The 20,180-nt window shown below is 22.9% G+C and carries 27 protein-coding genes; 8 read left to right on the forward strand and 19 right to left on the reverse strand.

Annotation, left to right across the window (positions count from 1 at the left end; translation table 11 throughout):
• Window positions 1–5 precede the first annotated feature (5 nt).
• The 16 genes from AMYT_RS14490 to AMYT_RS14565 form a co-directional block, all read right to left on the reverse strand.
• Window positions 6–200, reverse strand: a complete 195-nt coding sequence (locus AMYT_RS14490) for a hypothetical protein (RefSeq protein ID WP_114843330.1) — start codon at window positions 198–200, stop codon at window positions 6–8.
• Window positions 190–924: an HD domain-containing protein gene (locus AMYT_RS14495; RefSeq protein ID WP_114843331.1), complete on the reverse strand. Its 735-nt coding sequence runs from the start codon at window positions 922–924 to the stop codon at window positions 190–192. The genes AMYT_RS14490 and AMYT_RS14495 overlap by 11 nt, the downstream gene beginning before the upstream one ends.
• On the reverse strand, window positions 908–1,123 hold the full coding sequence (locus tag AMYT_RS14500; RefSeq protein WP_114843332.1) for a hypothetical protein: 216 nt from the start codon (window positions 1,121–1,123) through the stop codon (window positions 908–910). Before AMYT_RS14500 ends, AMYT_RS14495 begins: the two co-directional genes overlap by 17 nt.
• Before the next feature lie 483 nt (window positions 1,124–1,606).
• A complete protein-coding gene (locus AMYT_RS14505; protein WP_114843333.1) occupies window positions 1,607–3,118 on the reverse strand; it encodes a helicase HerA domain-containing protein in 1,512 nt (503 codons plus the stop codon).
• Window positions 3,119–3,121: 3 nt separating this feature from the next.
• Window positions 3,122–5,548, reverse strand: a complete 2,427-nt coding sequence (locus AMYT_RS14510; protein ID WP_114843334.1) for a DNA topoisomerase — start codon at window positions 5,546–5,548, stop codon at window positions 3,122–3,124.
• Window positions 5,549–5,551: 3 nt separating this feature from the next.
• Window positions 5,552–7,429: a hypothetical protein gene (locus AMYT_RS14515; protein WP_114843335.1), complete on the reverse strand. Its 1,878-nt coding sequence runs from the start codon at window positions 7,427–7,429 to the stop codon at window positions 5,552–5,554.
• Window positions 7,430–7,788: 359 nt separating this feature from the next.
• A complete protein-coding gene (locus AMYT_RS14520; protein WP_114843336.1) occupies window positions 7,789–8,394 on the reverse strand; it encodes a hypothetical protein in 606 nt (201 codons plus the stop codon).
• A complete protein-coding gene (locus tag AMYT_RS14525) occupies window positions 8,394–8,783 on the reverse strand; it encodes a hypothetical protein (protein WP_114843337.1) in 390 nt (129 codons plus the stop codon). Before AMYT_RS14525 ends, AMYT_RS14520 begins: the two co-directional genes overlap by 1 nt.
• A 2-nt stretch (window positions 8,784–8,785) precedes the next feature.
• On the reverse strand, window positions 8,786–9,049 hold the full coding sequence (locus tag AMYT_RS14530) for a hypothetical protein (RefSeq protein ID WP_114843338.1): 264 nt from the start codon (window positions 9,047–9,049) through the stop codon (window positions 8,786–8,788).
• Between the two features lie 11 nt (window positions 9,050–9,060).
• A complete protein-coding gene (locus AMYT_RS14535; protein WP_114843339.1) occupies window positions 9,061–9,849 on the reverse strand; it encodes a hypothetical protein in 789 nt (262 codons plus the stop codon).
• Window positions 9,850–9,859: 10 nt separating this feature from the next.
• Complete coding sequence (locus AMYT_RS14540; RefSeq protein WP_114843340.1) at window positions 9,860–10,138, reverse strand: DUF1294 domain-containing protein; 279 nt, start codon at window positions 10,136–10,138, stop codon at window positions 9,860–9,862.
• The gene (locus AMYT_RS14545) at window positions 10,138–10,536 is read right to left on the reverse strand and encodes a hypothetical protein (RefSeq protein WP_114843341.1); all 399 of its coding nucleotides are present in this window, start codon (window positions 10,534–10,536) and stop codon (window positions 10,138–10,140) included. Before AMYT_RS14545 ends, AMYT_RS14540 begins: the two co-directional genes overlap by 1 nt.
• Before the next feature lie 65 nt (window positions 10,537–10,601).
• Window positions 10,602–10,874 carry a hypothetical protein gene (locus tag AMYT_RS14550; protein WP_114843342.1) on the reverse strand — a complete coding sequence of 91 codons (273 nt, stop codon included), beginning with the start codon at window positions 10,872–10,874 and terminating at the stop codon, window positions 10,602–10,604.
• Window positions 10,871–11,308, reverse strand: a complete 438-nt coding sequence (locus tag AMYT_RS14555) for a hypothetical protein (RefSeq protein ID WP_114843343.1) — start codon at window positions 11,306–11,308, stop codon at window positions 10,871–10,873. The genes AMYT_RS14550 and AMYT_RS14555 overlap by 4 nt, the downstream gene beginning before the upstream one ends.
• A 20-nt stretch (window positions 11,309–11,328) precedes the next feature.
• Window positions 11,329–11,529, reverse strand: a complete 201-nt coding sequence (locus tag AMYT_RS14560) for a hypothetical protein (protein ID WP_114843344.1) — start codon at window positions 11,527–11,529, stop codon at window positions 11,329–11,331.
• Between the two features lie 11 nt (window positions 11,530–11,540).
• Complete coding sequence (locus AMYT_RS14565) at window positions 11,541–11,744, reverse strand: hypothetical protein (protein ID WP_114843345.1); 204 nt, start codon at window positions 11,742–11,744, stop codon at window positions 11,541–11,543.
• 345 nt (window positions 11,745–12,089) lie between these two features.
• On the opposite strand from AMYT_RS14565, the gene AMYT_RS14570 reads away from it, so the two are divergent.
• The 4 genes from AMYT_RS14570 (at window position 12,090) to AMYT_RS14585 (ending at window position 17,174) form a co-directional block, all read left to right on the forward strand.
• Complete coding sequence (locus tag AMYT_RS14570; RefSeq protein ID WP_114843346.1) at window positions 12,090–13,403, forward strand: ParA family protein; 1,314 nt, start codon at window positions 12,090–12,092, stop codon at window positions 13,401–13,403.
• Between the two features lie 9 nt (window positions 13,404–13,412).
• The gene (locus AMYT_RS14575; RefSeq protein ID WP_114843347.1) at window positions 13,413–14,525 is read left to right on the forward strand and encodes a ParB/RepB/Spo0J family partition protein; all 1,113 of its coding nucleotides are present in this window, start codon (window positions 13,413–13,415) and stop codon (window positions 14,523–14,525) included.
• Window positions 14,526–14,656: 131 nt separating this feature from the next.
• A complete protein-coding gene (locus AMYT_RS14580; protein WP_162919529.1) occupies window positions 14,657–15,364 on the forward strand; it encodes a helix-turn-helix domain-containing protein in 708 nt (235 codons plus the stop codon).
• A 343-nt stretch (window positions 15,365–15,707) separates the two neighbouring features.
• Window positions 15,708–17,174: an AAA family ATPase gene (locus AMYT_RS14585; protein ID WP_114843349.1), complete on the forward strand. Its 1,467-nt coding sequence runs from the start codon at window positions 15,708–15,710 to the stop codon at window positions 17,172–17,174.
• A 33-nt stretch (window positions 17,175–17,207) separates the two neighbouring features.
• Here the strand turns inward: AMYT_RS14585 and AMYT_RS14590 are convergent, their stop codons facing one another.
• Complete coding sequence (locus tag AMYT_RS14590) at window positions 17,208–17,792, reverse strand: hypothetical protein (RefSeq protein ID WP_114843350.1); 585 nt, start codon at window positions 17,790–17,792, stop codon at window positions 17,208–17,210.
• Window positions 17,793–17,929: 137 nt separating this feature from the next.
• On the reverse strand, window positions 17,930–18,406 hold the full coding sequence (locus tag AMYT_RS14595; RefSeq protein WP_114843351.1) for a hypothetical protein: 477 nt from the start codon (window positions 18,404–18,406) through the stop codon (window positions 17,930–17,932).
• 268 nt (window positions 18,407–18,674) lie between these two features.
• Between AMYT_RS14595 and AMYT_RS14600 the strand changes: the two genes are divergently transcribed.
• A complete protein-coding gene (locus AMYT_RS14600) occupies window positions 18,675–18,986 on the forward strand; it encodes a hypothetical protein (RefSeq protein ID WP_114843352.1) in 312 nt (103 codons plus the stop codon).
• An 80-nt stretch (window positions 18,987–19,066) separates the two neighbouring features.
• On the opposite strand, the gene AMYT_RS14605 is transcribed toward AMYT_RS14600, so the two are convergent.
• A complete protein-coding gene (locus tag AMYT_RS14605) occupies window positions 19,067–19,336 on the reverse strand; it encodes a hypothetical protein (protein ID WP_129085792.1) in 270 nt (89 codons plus the stop codon).
• Window positions 19,337–19,532: 196 nt separating this feature from the next.
• On the opposite strand from AMYT_RS14605, the gene AMYT_RS14610 reads away from it, so the two are divergent.
• The 3 genes from AMYT_RS14610 to AMYT_RS14615 are packed head-to-tail and all read left to right on the forward strand — an operon-like array spanning window position 19,533 to window position 20,177.
• Complete coding sequence (locus AMYT_RS14610) at window positions 19,533–19,745, forward strand: hypothetical protein (RefSeq protein WP_114843354.1); 213 nt, start codon at window positions 19,533–19,535, stop codon at window positions 19,743–19,745.
• Window positions 19,746–19,769: 24 nt separating this feature from the next.
• Window positions 19,770–19,940: a hypothetical protein gene (locus AMYT_RS15010; protein WP_162919530.1), complete on the forward strand. Its 171-nt coding sequence runs from the start codon at window positions 19,770–19,772 to the stop codon at window positions 19,938–19,940.
• Between the two features lie 12 nt (window positions 19,941–19,952).
• A complete protein-coding gene (locus AMYT_RS14615) occupies window positions 19,953–20,177 on the forward strand; it encodes a hypothetical protein (RefSeq protein ID WP_114843355.1) in 225 nt (74 codons plus the stop codon).
• The last annotated feature ends 3 nt before the right edge of the window (window positions 20,178–20,180 follow it).

The following is a 20,180-nucleotide window of genomic DNA, read 5'->3' on the forward strand; positions in this document are numbered from 1 at the left end:
CTCTCTTATTTATTAGATATTATTTTTTCTATTAACTCTATATTTTTAATTAATGCAGTGTCTATAAAAGTCTTAATTTCTTTTAATTCTTCAGATGAAATTTTCCCTTTTATAAATTCTTTATTTTTTTTATTCATATATTTTTCAACTTTTACCGCAAGTAAAAAGTATTTATTTGCTTCAACAGATTCAAATTTCATTTTCTTCTACCTTTGAAATAAACTTCTTATCTTGTTTATATTTAAGTAGTTCATCGTCTCTTGTTTTTCTGTCCACGTGAATTAATATTTTTAGAAACCCATTTGCATCTTCTTTGCTAATAGAATGATTTTTATATAATGTGTTGTAAACCAATTGAGTTAAATCATTAGTTACATAAGGATTCTTATTTTTTTTCATATATTCTGATAAAAATTGTTTTGCAAAATGAGCACTTATTTTTTCATGGTCTTCGCCTATCGCCTCTGAAAATCTATTTGCTATAATTGGTGATTTACCAAAATCATGTAGTAAAGAAAGTAATAATGCAATCTCAAAAGGATCTTGTGCCATTTCTGCTTGAAGTAAGTAGTCAATTGTAAATAAAACTACATTTAAAGTGTGTGTTTTTAAATCTATATCAACTAATATTGAGTACCTTTTAGATTCATTTCCAAAACTATTAAAACCAGGCTGAATACTCTCAACTTTATCAAAATTCAGTGTATCCATCATTTTTAGTAGTTTTAGAAAAAGGTCTTTACGATATTTAATAAAAGAAAGAATATACTCTTCTTCATTTGATAAATTATCAGCTTTTATAGGTTCTAGTATCTCACCAATAATTTTTTGATTATTTTCAGTTATAGATTCAAAAGCTGCATATGTTGCACCTATATTAGTATAAAAATCAGTTAAATCAACTTCTTCATTCGTTGTACTCAATTATTAGCCTTTTTGTATTCCAAGTAGTTATTGTTTTATCTTTTCTCGTTATGTAGTAATTTTCTTCATCCTTATGGATTGAATTTACTATATTCAGATCTATTGGAAAATCTATCCCAAAACCTTTTATGAAAATCTTTTTAATATTATTTAATTCAATATTAATTAAATTTATTGACTTTGCTTCATTTGTTCCCATTGTGTTTCCTTTTCACGTAAAAAGTATTTTTTTGTGTTTTCAATATTATTAAGTAACTAAAAATTGATAGAATATTATAATATCAATAATAAATAAAAACTTAAATATTAAAACGAATTTAAAAATTACTACTAAAAAAAATCATTTTTTTCATAATAATTTATTAATAAACTAAATAAATATTATTAAAATAAAATATACTAAGTTTTCTTATATTTTTTTATAGTTTAAAAATGTCTTTTTATAATATAATAATGTCGTAATATGTTTATTTATATAAAACATATATTTTTCTATTTTCTTATCAATATTTGTCACATCTGATAATATTGTTACTATGATTAGTGTTATTTTATATGTAGATAATTAATATTATTTTATTATTTCAGTTATTCAAGAAAAATCTATTTATATTGAAATTTTTAATATATTTAAAGAAGTTTTATTAAAGAGTTCCGACTTGATTAAGTCGGAAAGGTTGTATTATTTTACATACCAAGGAGTTACTACATTTTCATATAAACCTGCAGTCGTACCAATAATCGCAAGCCCATCTTGTACTTTTCCTTGTTCTTCAAATAAAGAATATGGAGGATAATTATTTTGAGTTTTTATTCCTAAACTTTTAATTGCTTTTTCTGCATCACTTTTTTCACAAGTTAAAATTACTTTTGTGTATATAGAATTTATTAACTCTGCTGAAAAATGTTCTATTCTTTGAGATATGATTCCCATACCTCCACCATATTTTCTAGCTTCTGTTATAATCCTATTAATTATATTGTATGGATTTTCTTTATCTCGTCCCGTTGGTAAAATAAGTTTACTTTCATCAATAAAGCAAAAAAAGTCACAAAACTTGCCATGTATTGCTTTATACTCTTCTGGCATAAATCTATATTCTCCTCTTTCTTTTATCATTCGAAAGTACATATATAAAACATAATTAATAAAAAATATTGCTTCCTCTGGCTTACCAATTGTTGTGTATCCCGAAATATCAAATCTCACTACCCCATCAATCTGTGGGAATGGGTTTTCTCCAAATAAAGGACATTCTGCAAGTGCTTTTATATAAGTGTATAATGTAGCAAGTACTTTATAATTGTTCTGTAAGGAATAGTATGAAATATCAATATATTCCTTCTCAATTTTAAATTGATTAAAATACTCTTTATGTTCATCACTTATAATATATTCTTGAAATTGCGTTGTAAAGTTTTTTAATTTTTCAAGCTCCTCATAAATTTCTTTTTCATATGCTTCTTTTTCATCTTCACTACATCGTTCTTTTTCAATTTTGAGCGTACTTAGATTTGTAATCATTTCTGAAAGAACAGTTAATTTTGATGTAACTGTACTGCCTAGTATATTCTCTACAAAATACTCAAAATATTTAGGAGTAGGTAACTCATTATCCCAAGTACTTTCATCTTCATCTAATATACCTTTAGACCTATAACAATCCACAATCAATTGCTTAAAAACACTTTTTTGAACTGGTCCAATACCTTTATCCATTACTGAATTTTTGTAAAGCTCTATAATCAAATTAGCATTAGATATAGGTCCACCATTTTCTAAGTCTTTACTAAAGGAAAAATAATTGAAACCCAATGTGTTATTTCTTCTTGTTAATCTATATACAGTTTCATTAGGTGTTCCCATATCTCCTTGAACATCCATAACAATAATTTTTTTATTTTTCTGACTTAATGATTTAATTAGATTTTTAATTAGTCTTGTTTTTCCTGAACCTGAACCACCTGAGACTAATAATGAATAGTTTAATGTTTTTTTAGATTCCAAATCTAATGTAACTAATCTTTTTGGATTTGTATATGATTTTCCGAAACAAAATGATCCATGCATAAACATTTCTTCTTCATTAAATTTTCTTTCTTCTTCTTTAAGTCTAATAGAATTAATTTCCTGTTCTTGTAAATTCTCTTTAATATTTTTTTTAATTTCTTCTCTTTTTTTAATTTCTATCATTCATTATTCCTTATCTATTTTTATAAAATCTTCGCTAATTTTGATATTGTATTTTTCTTCAATGTATAGTTTTATATTTTGAAAGTTTTTAATAGCCACAAAATCTTCTCCTTCAAAATAAATTATAGTATCAGAACCAATTTTTATATTTTTGATATAAGTAAATCTATTTTTTAAATCATTTTCATCAATACCATTAAAATCAATAATTATTTTATTTAGTTCTTCATCATCATTTAATTCCTCATCATTTGTTTTAGTTTCAATATCTTTATTTTCTTCTATAACTTGAACATTACTTTTTGTTTTGTTATTAAAAAATGTAACTTGCCATTTATTATATTTTTCAGAGTATTCAATTGTTATTTCTTTATTAAAAAAGACCTCTTTTGAGTAGAAATTCTCAATTAATAACTTTCCTTTAGACAATATTATTTTTAAGTATTCTTTAAATATTTCAATTTCAATGTCTTTCCCAAATATTTCAAAAAATTTTAATACGCTATTCTTCCATAATATAAAATCACATTTATTACATATAAAGCTTTTACTTTTCTCACAAATTTCTCCTGATTTACAATTTGGACAAATGCCAAACTTTTCAACTCTATTTTCATTTTCTTTTATGTATGTTGACAATATTACATTGTTGTCTAACACATGCTTTGGCAAATGCTGATTGTTTTCTTTGGCGATTTTTTTAGCTTCTTCTTTCTTCCAATTATCTTCTTTAAATTCTTTAACTTCAGAATAGCCTAACTTTTCTCTTAAAATAGATAATTGTTTCATATACATATCTATAAGTACTTGTTTCTCTAATTTGCCTTCATTTATTTTTACTAATGCTAAAAATGTTTCAATAAAGAATGTCTCATTTACTAATTCTGGTGCATATTCTTCTAAAGTATAATAAATTCTATTGAATTTTTCTGTTGGCTCAATCATACTTTTAGCACGTAGAACTATCAATTTTTGTTCTAGTAAATCATCAATTAATAAAGAAATCTCTTCTTCTTCTGCTAAAATATCCTTGTTAGTTTTTTCAAAGAAACGTCCAGTTGAATATCTCATTGGCGTTCTTTCAGGTACAGGATAAATAACTGTATCAATTTTAAAATCATTTAATCTCATACTAGGATATAAATTTAAAGGAATTTCAACAATTGTATCACTTATATTTAGATTGGTTACTAACTCTTTACCTCTAACCAACCATCCTTCAAATATAATTTTATTTGATTCAGTTTTCATTTTTTCAGTACCTATATTAACTACTATTTCACTTGCATCCATTTGGGCATTTGACATTTCTGAACAAATTGTAATCCAAAAGATAAAATAATATATTCTATATTGTTCTTCCGATAAGAAAGATTTAATTTTATCAGGAAAAAATTCTTCCTCATATTTTGTTGGGACTATTGCTTCTTTTAGTTGATATTCACTATTTTCCTTTACTTCCCTGGTTCCATTAAAATAAAAATCTTTTCCAAAATATTTATTAATAAGATTATAAATTTGGAATTTTTTTCCCTTATCAATTCTAGTACTATTTGTATTGATTGATGTTATTAAAGATATTTTTTCTCCTGCAATTTCTATGCCTTCAAATAACTCTTTTGCTATTTTTAAGGTTTCTTTAGGTGAAAAACCGAATAAATATGAGCACTCTTTTTGAAGTCTTGTTTTTGTTAGAGGTAAAGGTGCAGGGATGTCTTTTATTTTTCTATCTAAATTAGTAATTGTATGTTCATTTTTACTATCACTAATTATGTTAAAATACATCATCAACTCTTCTTGCATATCTTTCTTAAATTTTTTGTTATTCTTCACTCTAAATTGTATATTTTCATATATGTAGTCAACCCCAATTTTGTCATAAGTATCTGGTATAAAAGAATTGATTTTATCTTGATTTTTTATTATGATTGTTGCAGCATAAAGTATTAATCTGCTTATATCTAATTTTTCTGCTTCTTCATCAGTCAATATCTGTTCTTTTTTAAAGAACCATTTTAGTATTTTACTAACATTTGATTTTATAATTTTATCTATTTTAAATCTTGCAATGATGTAATTAATTTCATTGTGTTCAATTTCAATTGCAGCATTAAATGCATATTGTATATTATTAATTTCCAAATTATCTAATGTAACTTTATTAAAAAATTCTATTTCAAAATCTTCAAAAGATTTAATATAAAATTCTTGAAAATTAATATAATTATCTGTGTAAACAATATACAAATTATCTGCTTCTTTAATTGCATTTGAAAGAGCATTATAATCATCTTCATTTATTAGTATTTCAATTTTATTTTTTTTAAGAGCGTATATCTCAGTGAGATTAATTATTTTAAATTCACTAGGAATTATTTTAGAGAACTTTTCAAATATTTCTTTAGATTCTACTAATATAAAATTATCCATCCATTATCCTTTTATATCTAATATGTCTTTTAATGTTATTTTTTTTAGCTGCTCTTTTTTTTCTATAAAATAATTCTTTTTGGGATCAAAAAATTCATCATTTAAAACATTTAAACGATTTAATTCTTTTCCTACTTTATTTTCATAATTAAATATAAGAAAATTAGATTCATACATTTTTGGTTCTTCATTCTCTGATAGAAAAAATTCAAATTTTTTACTTGCAAAGAATGTTCTCTTTTCTTCATTTAAATATAATGGTTTAACTCCAAAAGAAATACCACATTTAGTATTAATCATTTTAATAATTGTTCTGAAAAAATCATCATTGTATCTTAAAACTGATGGTCCAAAAGGTTTAATTTCTTTTAAAAAAGTATCTCTTGTTTCTATTGAAACATTCATATAAATTTTAAATAAGAATATCTCAGTTGATATGTACATTTTTGAATTTTTTTTATCGTTAATGAAATGAGATTTATATCTTCTATCTGAAATGGTAAATAGGTATTTAAAAAAGTCCATTAGACTATTGTATGAAAATAAATTTTCTATATCTTTTTGATTTGCATAAACTAAATTTTTTGAATTATGTATTTTATTTTCTTTTTCAAAAATTGTTTGATTTTTTATATCTGTTAGTATGCTTGAAAGAGAAGAACAATCATTTTTGTTTTCTTCTTTTTTCTCAACAAATTTATTTTTATAGTTACTTTTTTTAGTAGTTAAAAAATTATAACTTTCTAATAAATTATCTAAGTCACTTATAGTATCATTTAAACTATCTTTATTGATTTTTTTCTCTTGTTTTTTTACATTAATTTTATCATTAAATTTTTGTTCATCTTTTCTTATAAAACTATTCAAAAAATCTTTATTGTTTAGTTCCTCTAAAGCATTTTTTTTTCTATCAAAATTTATATTGATTTCTTCGTTAATTAGTTCTTGGTTAACTTCAATTTTGTTATCACTTTCATTAACTTCTTTTTCTTTAATTTCAAGATTAACTTTTTCAATATTTTCCACTTCTATATTTTCATTTTTTTTATTAGTATTATTTATTTCTATTGTTTCATTAATTGAAATATTGGTGAAATCTGATTTTTTATTTTTCTCCTCTTTTAGTTTTATAAATTCATCAATATTTACTTCTGTTGTATCCTCTTTTTTATTCTTAACTAAATCTGTCAAGATTTTATTTTCTTGCTCTAATTTTTTTACTCTATCACTTATTTCATCTTGTGGAGCTTTACCTTTTAATTTTTCATTTTTAGTGTTCTTATTTTCTTTTTCTTCATCTTTTATTGGCTCATTAATTATTAACTCATTTCTATCCATATTTTGGATATATTTTTTTCCATCAGGTTTGATAATTGTAATGTCATTATTTATTAAACTTTTTTTAACAATTGTTCCATCAGGATATTTTTTAATATCAAAAATTTTATTAGTTTTATTTGTTGATTTTTCTAATGCATATTTATCTTTTTCTTTTTGCTCATTTCTTAATAAATCTGATGCAGTTTTCTGAAATTCTAAGAACTTTTCATCATTTATTATTTTCACATTTCCTTCTTTATCAATGATTGAAATTTTGTTAATCATTCTGTAAATATAATCAAATGCAACAATTGGAATTATTACTTCTTCTTTGTTGTGAATTTTTCTTATTATTTCTTTTATTTTATTTTCATCACTTAATAGCTCTTTTGCATCATCATCAAACTTCTTAATTTTTTGTTCTTGTTCTTTTAAATGCTTATTGTAATTTTTAATACTTTTTCTAATTCTGTAAGCTCTTGTGTTTGTATATCTTTCATACAAAAAGTATGCAACAATAACAACAATTAGAAAAATTATTATAAAAAATAGATATCCCATCATAACCCTTTATAGTGTTTAAAATCATTTTAAGGCACTTAAAACGAACGAAAAACATTTTTTCGATACATCATTCGTTTTAAGTAAAAAAGTGCCAAATTTTCAAAATATAAGCTATTTTTTTAAATTCACTCATTTTTGAAAAGTTAGTTTTTCCCAAATTTCTGTATTTTTAAAAAAAAGCCCACGTAATACAATGTTATTGAATAAAATAGTCTAAAGTTATTTTTCTCATAAATTTATATTACAATAAATCTATATCTTAGATTGATAATATTTAATAATAATTATATTTTTAATAAAAAATTAATAAAAATAATATATATAAATAGTTTATATATAATATAAATAAAATAAGGCTAAAATTGTACTTTATATTCCCTAATATCAGTTTCACTAATTCTTAACTTTTTTCTTTCTCTAATTATGTATTTTGGACTTAACGCAATAACACTTGTTTTAATTCCAGATAAAGGTTCCAAATACTTTTCATAAATTTCAGTACCTACATATTGTATTAATGAAGAGACAAATAAACCTGTTGAATTGTGTAAAAAATAGTTTCCATCTTCTTCATTTCTATATAAAACTTTTACATAAAGAAAAGTATTTTTTGGTAATACAACTAGACCATATCTATGTAAAACAGAAAGCATAAAAGTTTTATTTTTTTGTATCTCTTCTTTGCTTTGTTGAAATAATAAATACTTTAAATTTGCTAATTGGTTTTTAGATAAATTCTTTTGCTCAAAATACTTATATAAAGAGATAAATATTAAATCAAAATCAGTATTTAACATAGTTGAATCTTTACTTTTTACCAATGGTATAAAACCACCTTTTTTCTGTTCTAATGATTGTTGAATAAACTCCATTAAAAAAGCAGTAATATCTTTTTCATTTCTTAATAAAATTGAAGCATCTATAATGCTATTAAATTCTAAGTTTTCAATAACTTTTTCCATTAAAATTCCTTACTAATTTTATGTTTTTTAAGCTCAAATCCCAACTCATTAAATACCTTGTTTTTTGTATAAAAATCGTTAGAAATTTCAGCATGATATAAAGCCTCTATAGATTGCATTAATAAGTAATTATCATCTAATAACTCCTTATTTCGTTCCTCTAAACTTTTGGCAACTGCATAAACTTTTGGCATATGTTCTTTAACTTTAGTAAATTTGTCAGCATTAAATTTTGTTTGCTCAACTGCGTGAGTGATTTCTTCTAGTTCTTCTTTAGAAAAACAAATTTTTTCGTGTAAAAACTTTTGGATATTTTTTAAAAAGATACATAATGAATATCTAATATTTTTACACTTACTAGCTGACTTTTTACTAACTATTTTTTTCATAATTAATCTGCTTGATGTTGATTATCTTTTATGTATTTATCTGCTATTGAAACTATGTCAATATTCTTTAAAGCTTCCTCAATAATAAAAGATAAATGTTCTTTATTTTTAATAACTTTTAACGCATTAACAACTTCACTAGAAAGAGTTAATTCTTCAATAGAAAAATTAATCTTTTCTTGCCCTTTCAACTTATTTAAAATCACATCAGAAATATTACTTTTAGATAATGTTTTACCTCTATTATTTCTTTTTGTTTCAGCCATAATTTCCCCTTTTAAAATTTAATATTTAATTTTGATTTTCCGAGTAATTTTTTTAGTCTTTTACTCAATTCAGAAATAAAAAAATTACTTCCTTTATTTCTAAACTCAATAAAGTAAATAACTTCTTTTGTATCACTTATAAATCTAGATTTTATTTTTTTAATAGAGTAGTTAGTTTCCAATATTTTATTTAAATCATTAAAAGCATAAAAAAACATTTTTTTACTATTTTTCTGTGATACTCTTTTGCAATAAACAGTTTTGTTTTTTGAGTTAAAAGAGAATACATCAACTGTGAAAATTCCTTTAGGGAAAATACCCTTAGATAAATTTTCTAAGTCATTAAAATATAAATCATTTTGCTTAATAAAAAAAGTACATTCTTTTGCAAGTAAATCAAAATAAGAACTCTTTTTTAGTGATAGTTTTTCATAGTCTATTTCTAATATAAAATCATTTCCATCAAATGTTAATTTATTAGCAACTAAATCTGAATTTTTAAGAATCTCAATAAATTTTTCATCATCATTTTTTAAAACAAATTGATTTATATGTTTGTTAAGTTCTGAAAGAATATCGTTAAATTTTTTTCTAGAAACAACAAAATCTTTTAAGTAAAAAGTATCGTCTTCATTTAAAAAAGTAATAGTAATAATCCCATCTTCATTAATTAAAGCTGCATAGCAACCATTATATGCTTTTGCAATTGCATTAGTTAAGATGTACTCAATTGTACTATTGTCTAAACCAGTCTTAATAACTAATTCCTTGATTAATAAATCAATTTTATTTTTTACCATTACGATACCTTTAAAAAAAAATTCTATAAAGCTCAATTGCTATTATTAATTCAATAAAAACAATTACATAAAATTTAAGTAGAAAACTAACTTTTCTATTTTTATGTTTTAAAGCATATATTGCAAAAAAAGATCCAATAAGACCACCAATAAAAGACAAAGTAAGTAAATTAAATTCAGGCACTCTATATCTATCTAAAATTGCTCTTTCTTTGTCTGCATAAAATACAAAAAATGTAATAAGATTAATACATACTAAATAAGCAATTACTATATATAAAATATTCATTATAAACCTTTCTTTTCATATTCATTTTTTAACCATTCATTTACCTCTAGAACTGCTTTTTGGTAAGGAATATTTTTGTTAACACTTTCTACTAATTTCCAATATGCTTTTGCTTTCATATGGCTGTAATCATTGTAGAGATAATCATTAACACAAATAAATTTTTCACCCTCTTCAATATTTTTAAAAATCTTTAATATACTCTCTTTTTTTTCTAATGATATTCCAGTATCAATAGGTATTTTTTTTAGTTTTTCATATGTAGTATTTGAGTATTCTTGCACTATACAAAAAGTGTTTTTGTCTTCATCTAAATCTAAAACATTTGAAGCAAAAATTTCTTTTGCAACAATTCCTAATCCAAATGCTTCTTTTTTTGTGAATACTTCCATTCTCATTAAAGTAACCTCCAAATTAAAATATCTCACATAAATCTAATTAAATATAACTAGATTTAATGAAATCATTTAATAATTAATGGTGATGAGGTAAAGATTTGATTTTTTATATTAAGGGCATTATTGATATCCCAATTAAATAAACTTTTGTCTTTTATTTGATTTAATGTATGTATAATTAACTTAGTTTGCTCATTGTTAAATTTGATATGAGGATGATTTAAAATTATATCTTCAAGTACATTTATATCCTGGTAAGAATATTTTTTTCTTTTAGAAAAATTAGATAATATAACCTCATCATCTATAATTGAAATATCTTTATGCCCTTTATTCATTTTACTAAATCCATATATGGTTTGTCAGTATAGTAAGAACCTACTCCACAATTAATAAACCTATAATTGTTTAGTATCTGTAAGTATTTATTTTCTTCCATAGTAGGTTTTTCTTTATTTAAATATTTTAATGCAGTAAAAAAGGTAATAGAATTACTATTTGCTATCTGTATTAATTCATCAAGTGTAATATTATTATAGAATTCATCATTACAAGTTTTTACAACAGTATAATCTCTTAATTGTTCTGCAAAAAAAGAGTTAGTACTTTCAAGTTTGTAAAGAAAAGATTTAATATCTTCATTCTTCATTTTAGAATAATCATAAAGAGTGCTTTTGTAATTACTCTCTATGTTAATATCTTTAGGTGCATTTGATTGAGCTGCAAAAAGAAAAGTAGCAGCAATAATAGAACTAATAAAGATTTTTTTCATATTTACTCCTATTTACTTTATTACTTAACTTCTTCAATTTCATTAATATTGAATAACGGTGGATTTTTTTTAAGATCAACATTTAACTTGTTGTGTAGTTCAACTGCTTCTGCTCTTGAAAGTTCATAACAATTATTGTTAATAGCTACTTCATAAACCTCTTTGTTTGGTTTGTATTGTACATTGATTTTAGCTTTTGCTTTTATTTGATTATTTGCCATATATTGTCCTTCTAGTTAATGTAAGTAAGTAATGTTTTTTTTAAGCCAATTGCTATAAAGTTTTGTTCAATACACTTTATAACTTCCGAAACACCAAAAATAGAAATTAAAATATTTAAAACTCTTTTTCTTTCTAATCTTTCAAGAGTCGAAATAAGTTTTTCAATATTAGAAAAATCTTTTTTTTCAAAATATCTAATTGCACATTCTGTCAACAACAGTACTCCTTTAATATTTAATGTGATTATTATATATATATTAATATTAAATATATATTAATATGTTTATATAATATATATAGTTTGTAAATATAAATATTTTTGTTTATTTTCTATTTTTAAATCCCTTATTTTAGGTATATATTATTAAATGTAATATTTATTATATAAATCCTATTTTATAATTTATTAAAACAACTAAGAAACAATTTAAAAAGCCTTAAAATAGTACATTTTGAAAAATTGTTCTACATTACTATTGACAATCGTAATATTATTACGATATAGTACCGTAATGTGATTACGATTGCTAATCGTAATAGAAAATATAAAGGATATTTAATGGTTGATAATGACTTATTAGAAATAAATTTAGATGAATTTATTGTAGGTAGTTTAACTAAACCAGTTAATGAGAAAATAGCAAAGGTTGTTGAAGTTCATGAGTCTACAATAAGACATAGACAAAAGAATAATCCTGAACAATTTGAAGAAAATTTGTTATCTTATAGGATGGAAAAATCTCCATTTGTAACATTAGAAGATTACAATAAATTTAAAAATACTTCTTTTGTAAAAGAGGATGTTTTAGAGAAAAGAATACCAGGTATTTTAAATAAAGATGGAGAAGTTTTAATTCCAACAGTCTTAGAGGAAATGATAGAAGCATATAAATTAATTCAAAAATTTGGTGAATGTATTGTAATATCACTATCAAATTTTAAAGGTGGTGTAGGAAAGAGTACTACTGCAATTAATTTGGCATCAGTATTAGCATTTATGTCAACGAATTCAAATAAAAAAGGAAAAGTTTTAATAGTTGACTTGGATATTCAAGGGAATACTACATCAATGTTTGATTTGTATAGATATAAAAAAGATAAAAAGATAGATTTGCAAATAAATAAAATAGATGAATTGTATGATTTGGAAAACTCTGATTTTAAATATACAATAGTTGATTTAATGGCTGAGGTTGAGAATGATAATATAGAAACAATGGTAAAAGATGGAATTATAAATTTAAATCATAAAGTAAAGACTGCAGGACAAATAGATATCATACCTAACTCTTGTAGTATTGAAAATGCACTTAAGTATGAAGATATAGATAAAGTGTTAAAAACATATGGAAATGTAAATAAAGTATTAGATGAAATACTATCTTATGTAAAAGATGATTATGATTTTGTGATAATAGATACACCTCCATCAATTTCACTACCATTAAGAATGAGTATTATGGCAACTGACTATTTTATTATTTCATTAACTGCTGATAAAATGGCAAGGGATGGGATAGCACCTTTCTTAGTTCCAATAGAGATGCATAAGAAGACTTATAGAAAAGAGAAAGGTAAAGATATTGTAGTTTTAGGTGGTATTATAAATAAATTCCAAAAAAATATTAATATCCAAAGAACAAATAAGGATATTATTAATGAGGACCTATATATAAATACTGATAGTTCTGATTTAGGAAGTGCACAACTTTTTAATCAAGTTATTAAATTAGATAATGTGTTAAATGAGTCTCAATATGATACGGGATCTGTATTAGTATATAATCCAACACATGAGTTAGTTAGAGATTATTTTAATTTAACTATTGAAATATTAGATGCTATAATCATTGATAAAATGTCTAAGAATTAGGGGTATGTAATGAGTTTTAAAGAGATATTAGAATTAAGTTCTTTAGAAATATTTGAATATATTTTAAAAAATCCAAAAGATGAAACAAATATATTAGCAGAATTAAAGAAGAAGTATAAAACAAAGTTTTTTCAAGTAAGTGCAGATTTAAAATCATCAAAACTTAATAATAATGGTGCAGGAGCATTAAAAAAAGAGTTTATTGAAACTATTACAAAAGATAAGAGCTTTAGAGAATTAGAAGTAGATAAAATTAAAGCAAATCCTTTTCAGCCTAGAAGAAGATTTGATGAAGATAAATTAAAAGAATTATGTGATTCAATTGTTGCTCATGGATTGATACAACCTATAGTTGTTGTAGAGAATGAAGAAGATAAGACTTTTACATTAATTGCGGGAGAGAGAAGACTACGTGCACATAAACTAGCTAATTTAAAAACCATAAAAGCAATTGTATTAACAGATATTGATGTATTAAAAATGAAGAACCTTGCAATTATTGAGAACATGGATAGGGTTGATTTAAATTGTGTAGAATTAGGATTGTCGTACAAAGAATTAAAAGATAGTGAAAACTTATCAATAAGGGATTTAGCAAAATTATTAGGGAGAGATAAGAATTTTATTGCTGCAAGATTAAGATTAACAGAATTTTCAGAAGATGATATGAAATTTATTATTGGACATAATATAAATAATATTAGTAAGTTACATAAAATTTTAGAGACTGAACATACTTGCCATAGAGTATTACTTGAAAAACTATCTAATAATGAATTAACTAATGAAGAGATTGATAAATTTAAAGTAGATGAAATCAAGAAACTTGAAGATGAGAAAATAGTAGAAAAAACCTCATCAAAAACAACTGTAAGAGAAGTAAATCATGATGTGATACCTGATGATGATTTTTCACACGTTAAAGCAGGAATAATTAATGATACTCAAAGGGAAGAAGATATTGATGTTATTGCTGGGGAAGAAGATGAAAAAGAGATATCAACTAAAGGTGAATCTTATGAGATTAAAAAAGAAGAAACAAAAATAGAAATTGTTATTGATACTAATCTACTAAGTAAAAATGAGTTAGATAGTATTATAGACTACTTAAAAAAACTATAAAACTTTTTGTCCCAATTTGGGACAAATTAAATAAATCATATAAAAAAGAATTAAATTAGAAGTAAAGCATGATATTAAAAACAGTGATTATGTAAAAGGTCTCAATGGAAATAAATATAAGGAATGAAAGTATGTATTTAAAAGAATTTAGAGAGAAATTAAATTTAACACAAAATGAGTTGTCTAATATTTTAGATATTGCACAAACAGCCATTGCTAGATATGAAAATGACAAAGTTAAGCCAACATCAACTGTTTTATTAAAATATATTAATGAACTCAATGCCAATCCAAATTTTTTATTTTTGGGGATTGAACCCCATTTATTGAACAATCTTCCAAAATTAGATTCATCAAATATGGATTTATTGAATGATATAACGCTTATGATGTTTCAAGAACACTTAAGAGAGAAACTCAATAAGATTTTGATTGATGAAATTATTCAAAGATTTGAAAAACAAAACGATTCACTCGTAGCAAAACTTCTTGAAATCCTACAAATGGATAATCCAGTAAAAAATAGACCATTTTTATTTTTATACTATATCTTTCAGCTCATTGAAAAAGATTTTACTGATGCACCAAAAGAGATTAGTGATTATAAGCAGTATTTAGGGGATATTATTACTAACTATATGGTAATTACTTGGAAAAATCAGCCTCTATTTACTGAAAAAATAAAAAATGAAATTAGAGACTTTTTAGATGTGAAGCTAACTACAAAAGAGTGTGAGCTTCTTGTAAAGAATTACAAGAATACTCTTGAGATCTTAGAACAAAAGATGTCGCCATCAATGATTAAGTTTCATCAAAATACTTTTAAAAGTCTCATATAATTTATCTGAAGACTTATTAAATAGTAATAATGATGTGTTTGTTAATTGTTCTCAATATATAGTAAAAAAACTTTTGGGATTTATTGGTGGAAAGTTTAAAGGATAGTATTTCAAAATAATTAATTGGAATGTAAAATTTTTAAAAGGATAAATCTTAATAGTTTTATCCTTTTTTTACTACTTTACTACTTGCTTCGAGAAATTTTAATCATCTTTATTATAAAAAGTGAAATCTTATAAGTATAAATATATAGTATTTCATAAATTAGAATAAAAAATGAAATCTTTTATATTATATTTGATATAATTTCATTTATACATAGATTAAATGAAAGGATTGTAATTGATTGGTAGAATAAATGAAATTTCAATTTTAAATAACTTGTGCAATTCCTCAAAAAGTGAATTATTAGCTTTGTATGGTAGAAGAAGAATAGGAAAAACATATCTAATTAACTATATGTTTAACGAACACAAAAAAGAATGTACATTTTTTAGGTTTACAGGCTCATATGAGTTAGATAATTCTACGCAGATAGAAAATTTTATTGAATCAATTTATGATTGGTTTAAAGTAGAACCAACAAAAGATATTAACTCTTGGAGTAAAGCTTTTATATTTTTAAAAAGAGTTATTACATCACATCAATCAAAAAATGGAAAATTTGTATTATTTATTGATGAAATACCTTGGATTGATAAAAAAAACAATAATGGTTTTTTAGGTGCGTTAGGTCATTTCTGGAATGATTTTTGTGAACCAAATAAAAATATTATTATGATTATATGTGGTTCAAATTCATCCTGGATTAAAAATAAAATATTTGAAGATTCAAATGGTCCGCTCTATCAAAGACTTACAGAAAAAATTCATCTTAAACCCTTTGATTTAAAAGAAACTAAAGAGTATTTACTAAATGAAAAAGGTTTTTTAATTGATGATAAAACTGTTGTAGAACTTTATATGATTTTTGGAGGAGTTGCAAAATATTTAAGTTTTTTAAATCCTAAAAAAAGAATTGATGAAAATATTGATGAATTGTTTTTTAGAATTGATGGGCATTTAAACAAAGAATTTACAACTATATTTAAATCACTATATCAAGATAGAGCATCATTTTTAATCTCAATTATTAATTTCTTATCTAGTAAACAATCAGGTTTTACTCTAAATGAAATCGCAGATGGATTAGAAATAAAAGTTGGTGCAAAGTTAAAAAATGGAGTTGAAGATTTATTAGAATGTGGCTTCATTCATGGGCTATCTAAATTTAATTCAAAAATAAATACAAAATATATAATTTCAGATCCATATATACTTTTTTATCAAAAATGGTTAAACGATAAAAGTAAAAATGATATTATGAATCTTAGTTTACCATATTGGAATTCTATTGCAACAAGTCAAAAATATAACATTTGGAGTGGATTTGCTTTTGAAACAGTATGTTTGACAAATATTGATTTATATTTAGATGTCAGAAAAACAAAAGGCTTAATGAGAAGTTATTCTTATTGGAATTATAAGAGTGATAATAAGAATGAACAAGGAGCACAAATTGATATCTTAATTGAATATACGAATAATGTATATGAAATAGTTGAGTGCAAATTTTATAATGACGAATTTGAAATTACAGATTCATATAGAAAAAATATTTTAAACAAAATCAATATGTTTTCAAAATATGGGGTAAAAGGAAAATTTGAATTAAAATTTGCAATGTTAACAAGTTATGGTTGTAAAAGAAATAGTCATTTTAATAGTTTACAAATTGCAGATGATGTAAAAATATCTCAGCTAATTTAGTGAACTCTGTTCACCCTAAAATTAGGGTGAAGCTTATTTACCTCGTTTTACAAGGATAAAACCAAATGCTAATAATCCAGTTAATACATATAATGGCAATAAATTAAATTGTATAATTTGCATAAAAAAATATAACTGTATCAAATAAATAGATAATATAATTAATGTAATATGAAATATTGCAAAACCTATCTTTTTAATTAAATTTAATTGTCCTATTGCATTTTTTACAGTTCCAAAAAAGATAAAATATGTTAATGCATATATTACATCAAATAAAAATGTAACTACATAATACAATAGTATTATTGTTGTTAAAGCCATTATAACTAATATACTAAATACAAAACTATCATTAATATATGTGTCTATAAAAATATTTAATGAGTTTTCCTCAAGTACATTTTTAATCCCCATAAATAGTTCAAAACTTGTTATTAAATAACACCAAATTGATATATTAAGTAACACTACAATATTAAAAACAAAGTAGTATATATAATTGTGCCTATCTTTATCATATTGCTTAAACCAAATTTTTATCAAGTTAACACCAATTGCTAAAATTGCCAATAAAATAACAATTAAATTTAATTGTACTTTTAAATCTAAACCCATTATCAATTTCCTTTTTTTAATTACAAATTTTATTAAAAAATTAATTAATTATTTATTTATATTTTATAGCTTATTTTTTAAATAACCTCATCCCAAGAAGTAAAAATAGTTTTAAAAACTATCTTTTTTAATGTAATTTAACCCTGTAAATCTTTTAGTATTTTTACTAATAAAGAACCGTAATCTTTTTTCATATCACTAATTATACTTTCATCAAAAACTATATCTAAAGTATTGAACTCGTGTAAATCATATTCTTCTATAATTATATGTTCATAACTTGGAACTAAAGCAAACAATTCCATTTGGAATTGTTTAAAAATAATTTCATCTTTTGTAAAAACTCCATCAGAATCAATATATATATTCCCATATTTTGATTTCATTGAGACTGCAAAATGATCTGAATTTCCTCTTCTTCCTACACTTACTATTTTAGAGTTTTCAACAAAACTACTTATTAAAGATGCAAAAATTAAACACCCACCATCTTGAAACCCAAAAGAATACTTTTTATATAATATTTCTAATAGATTGTTGTTTGCAAGTAAAGATAATTCTTTCCCCTCTGGAGTAAAGTTTATGATTTCATAATTTTGAATAGTAGTAAGCAAATTTAACCTTTGTAATCAGAAATATGTTATAGATGAAAATATTTTACAAAAATTTCAATTAATCTAAAATGATAAAAATGAAATATATTTCATTTTTATTAAGTAATTAGTGATGTATAAATCAATTTTAAATTTGACTAAATAAATTATATTTTATATATAATATTACAATATGAAACAACATAGATATTTTATGAGTAAAATATTATTCTTTAATTTTAATTTAATTTAACAAACATACTATTTAAAAAAATTAAAGGAAATTATGATGAAAAAAATTACACTAGTAGCAATATTTATGCTATATTGCAGTACAGTATTATTGGCTAATTCTTTTGAAGTTCTTGACATAGAAATTGTAGAAAACATAAGAGAACTTAAAAATAAAAGTATTGATTTTAAAAATATTGTATTCAATTATATAATTATAATCTTTGTTATTATTGGTATATGTAGAGGTGTTTATTTTGAGTATATAGAGAGAAAAAATTTAGGTGGAAGATTTTCAATAATTAATATTATCTCTAATGGTGGCTTATTTTTTGTTCCTGCATTGTTAATTTATGTTTATTTATTATAAAACAAAGAGTATAGCCCCCTATACTCTTAACATTGCTATATTTTTATTATAAAATTATAGTCAAAATTTTACTAATTCTTCTATTTAATTTTATTTTTCACTTTCAATTCTTGTTCAATATTTTTTAAAAAGCTTATAGTTATTAGTAGTTCTTCTTCACTAATATCATATTCTAAACAAGTAGAACCAAGTCTTATTATCATATATTGTTCTTGCTTTTTTTTAATTTCTGTATCTGTTAAATTTTTCTTTAATGTAGTAGGTTTTGGGTTTTTATAGGTTTGATGCAAGTTTCTTTCACTTATATTAAATATATCTGCAATTTTTTTATCAGTTAATTTTTTAAACATACCCAAAAATTCCCTTTATTTTAAAATAAAATTTGATTATACTAATATATTTCTATTTTTATGATTATAATCGAAATATATTTCAATATTATAATCTAAAATAAATAAAATTTCGTAATATATACTAAATATACTTGACTTTAATTGAATTTTTAGTATATAATACGAATATATTAATAAATTTAGAGGATTAATTATGAAAACATTAATTGCTTACACAAACGAAAATACAATTGAGAATTTTTTGGAAAAAAATGATGAAATTGTTTCAGTAGAAAAAGGTAATTTTGAGCATTGGGGGAAAAAGTGGAAAATAAAAACAACTTTTAAAAGTTCTAAAAAAACAAATAGAATTTGTGCTGACTATAATTTAGGTGTTACTGAAAATAATACTTTTATTAAAGATTAAAAATATATCATAAAAAGGTTTGAAATGGCAAGTTTTGGTTTTTATTTATTTATGTGTGTTATAGCAGTACTTTATGCAAATAGTAAAGGTGAATTTGACAAATTTATCAAAGATAAAAACTATGAAAAAGTTAAAGAACTTGAAATTAAACTAGAAAAAATAAAAAATAAATATCCTGATTTGGATATACAATAAAGTGAGGTCAATATGTTAACAGTAGTTTTATATCTTTTAAATGAAGATAGTCCATTTGAATCTTTTAAAATTCTTTCAGGTGTTGCAAAGGTAGAGCAAGAAGAATATTATATTTATTTTAATCGTGGCAATGAAAATGAAAAGATTGTGAATATTAAAGAAATTGAAAAATATGAGATTTATGGAAGTGGTTGTTTGGTTAAATCTGTAGATTTTACTCAAAACAATATGCAGTAAAGG

It is taken from the genome of Malaciobacter mytili LMG 24559, assembly GCF_003346775.1.
GTDB classification, from domain to species: domain Bacteria; phylum Campylobacterota; class Campylobacteria; order Campylobacterales; family Arcobacteraceae; genus Malaciobacter; species Malaciobacter mytili.

Excerpts from the sequence above, each read along its gene's own strand:
- AMYT_RS14580 (WP_162919529.1), top strand. The coding sequence starts at position 14,657 with ATGTATTTAAAAGAATTTAGAGAGAAATTAAATTTAACACAAAATGAG.
- AMYT_RS14575 (WP_114843347.1), top strand. The coding sequence starts at position 13,413 with ATGAGTTTTAAAGAGATATTAGAATTAAGTTCTTTAGAAATATTTGAA.
- AMYT_RS14545 (WP_114843341.1), bottom strand. The coding sequence starts at position 10,536 with ATGAGAATGGAAGTATTCACAAAAAAAGAAGCATTTGGATTAGGAATT.
- AMYT_RS14560 (WP_114843344.1), bottom strand. The coding sequence starts at position 11,529 with ATGGCAAATAATCAAATAAAAGCAAAAGCTAAAATCAATGTACAATAC.
- AMYT_RS14515 (WP_114843335.1), bottom strand. The coding sequence starts at position 7,429 with ATGGGATATCTATTTTTTATAATAATTTTTCTAATTGTTGTTATTGTT.
- AMYT_RS14600 (WP_114843352.1), top strand. The coding sequence starts at position 18,675 with ATGAAAAAAATTACACTAGTAGCAATATTTATGCTATATTGCAGTACA.
- AMYT_RS14540 (WP_114843340.1), bottom strand. The coding sequence starts at position 10,138 with ATGAATATTTTATATATAGTAATTGCTTATTTAGTATGTATTAATCTT.
- AMYT_RS14610 (WP_114843354.1), top strand. The coding sequence starts at position 19,533 with ATGAAAACATTAATTGCTTACACAAACGAAAATACAATTGAGAATTTT.
- AMYT_RS14510 (WP_114843334.1), bottom strand. The coding sequence starts at position 5,548 with ATGGATAATTTTATATTAGTAGAATCTAAAGAAATATTTGAAAAGTTC.
- AMYT_RS14490 (WP_114843330.1), bottom strand. The coding sequence starts at position 200 with ATGAAATTTGAATCTGTTGAAGCAAATAAATACTTTTTACTTGCGGTA.
- AMYT_RS14535 (WP_114843339.1), bottom strand. The coding sequence starts at position 9,849 with ATGGTAAAAAATAAAATTGATTTATTAATCAAGGAATTAGTTATTAAG.
- AMYT_RS14530 (WP_114843338.1), bottom strand. The coding sequence starts at position 9,049 with ATGGCTGAAACAAAAAGAAATAATAGAGGTAAAACATTATCTAAAAGT.
- AMYT_RS14615 (WP_114843355.1), top strand. The coding sequence starts at position 19,953 with ATGTTAACAGTAGTTTTATATCTTTTAAATGAAGATAGTCCATTTGAA.
- AMYT_RS14505 (WP_114843333.1), bottom strand. The coding sequence starts at position 3,118 with ATGATAGAAATTAAAAAAAGAGAAGAAATTAAAAAAAATATTAAAGAG.
- AMYT_RS14605 (WP_129085792.1), bottom strand. The coding sequence starts at position 19,336 with ATGTTTAAAAAATTAACTGATAAAAAAATTGCAGATATATTTAATATA.
- AMYT_RS14590 (WP_114843350.1), bottom strand. The coding sequence starts at position 17,792 with ATGGGTTTAGATTTAAAAGTACAATTAAATTTAATTGTTATTTTATTG.
- AMYT_RS14525 (WP_114843337.1), bottom strand. The coding sequence starts at position 8,783 with ATGAAAAAAATAGTTAGTAAAAAGTCAGCTAGTAAGTGTAAAAATATT.
- AMYT_RS14520 (WP_114843336.1), bottom strand. The coding sequence starts at position 8,394 with ATGGAAAAAGTTATTGAAAACTTAGAATTTAATAGCATTATAGATGCT.
- AMYT_RS14500 (WP_114843332.1), bottom strand. The coding sequence starts at position 1,123 with ATGGGAACAAATGAAGCAAAGTCAATAAATTTAATTAATATTGAATTA.
- AMYT_RS15010 (WP_162919530.1), top strand. The coding sequence starts at position 19,770 with ATGGCAAGTTTTGGTTTTTATTTATTTATGTGTGTTATAGCAGTACTT.
- AMYT_RS14570 (WP_114843346.1), top strand. The coding sequence starts at position 12,090 with ATGGTTGATAATGACTTATTAGAAATAAATTTAGATGAATTTATTGTA.
- AMYT_RS14550 (WP_114843342.1), bottom strand. The coding sequence starts at position 10,874 with ATGAATAAAGGGCATAAAGATATTTCAATTATAGATGATGAGGTTATA.
- AMYT_RS14555 (WP_114843343.1), bottom strand. The coding sequence starts at position 11,308 with ATGAAAAAAATCTTTATTAGTTCTATTATTGCTGCTACTTTTCTTTTT.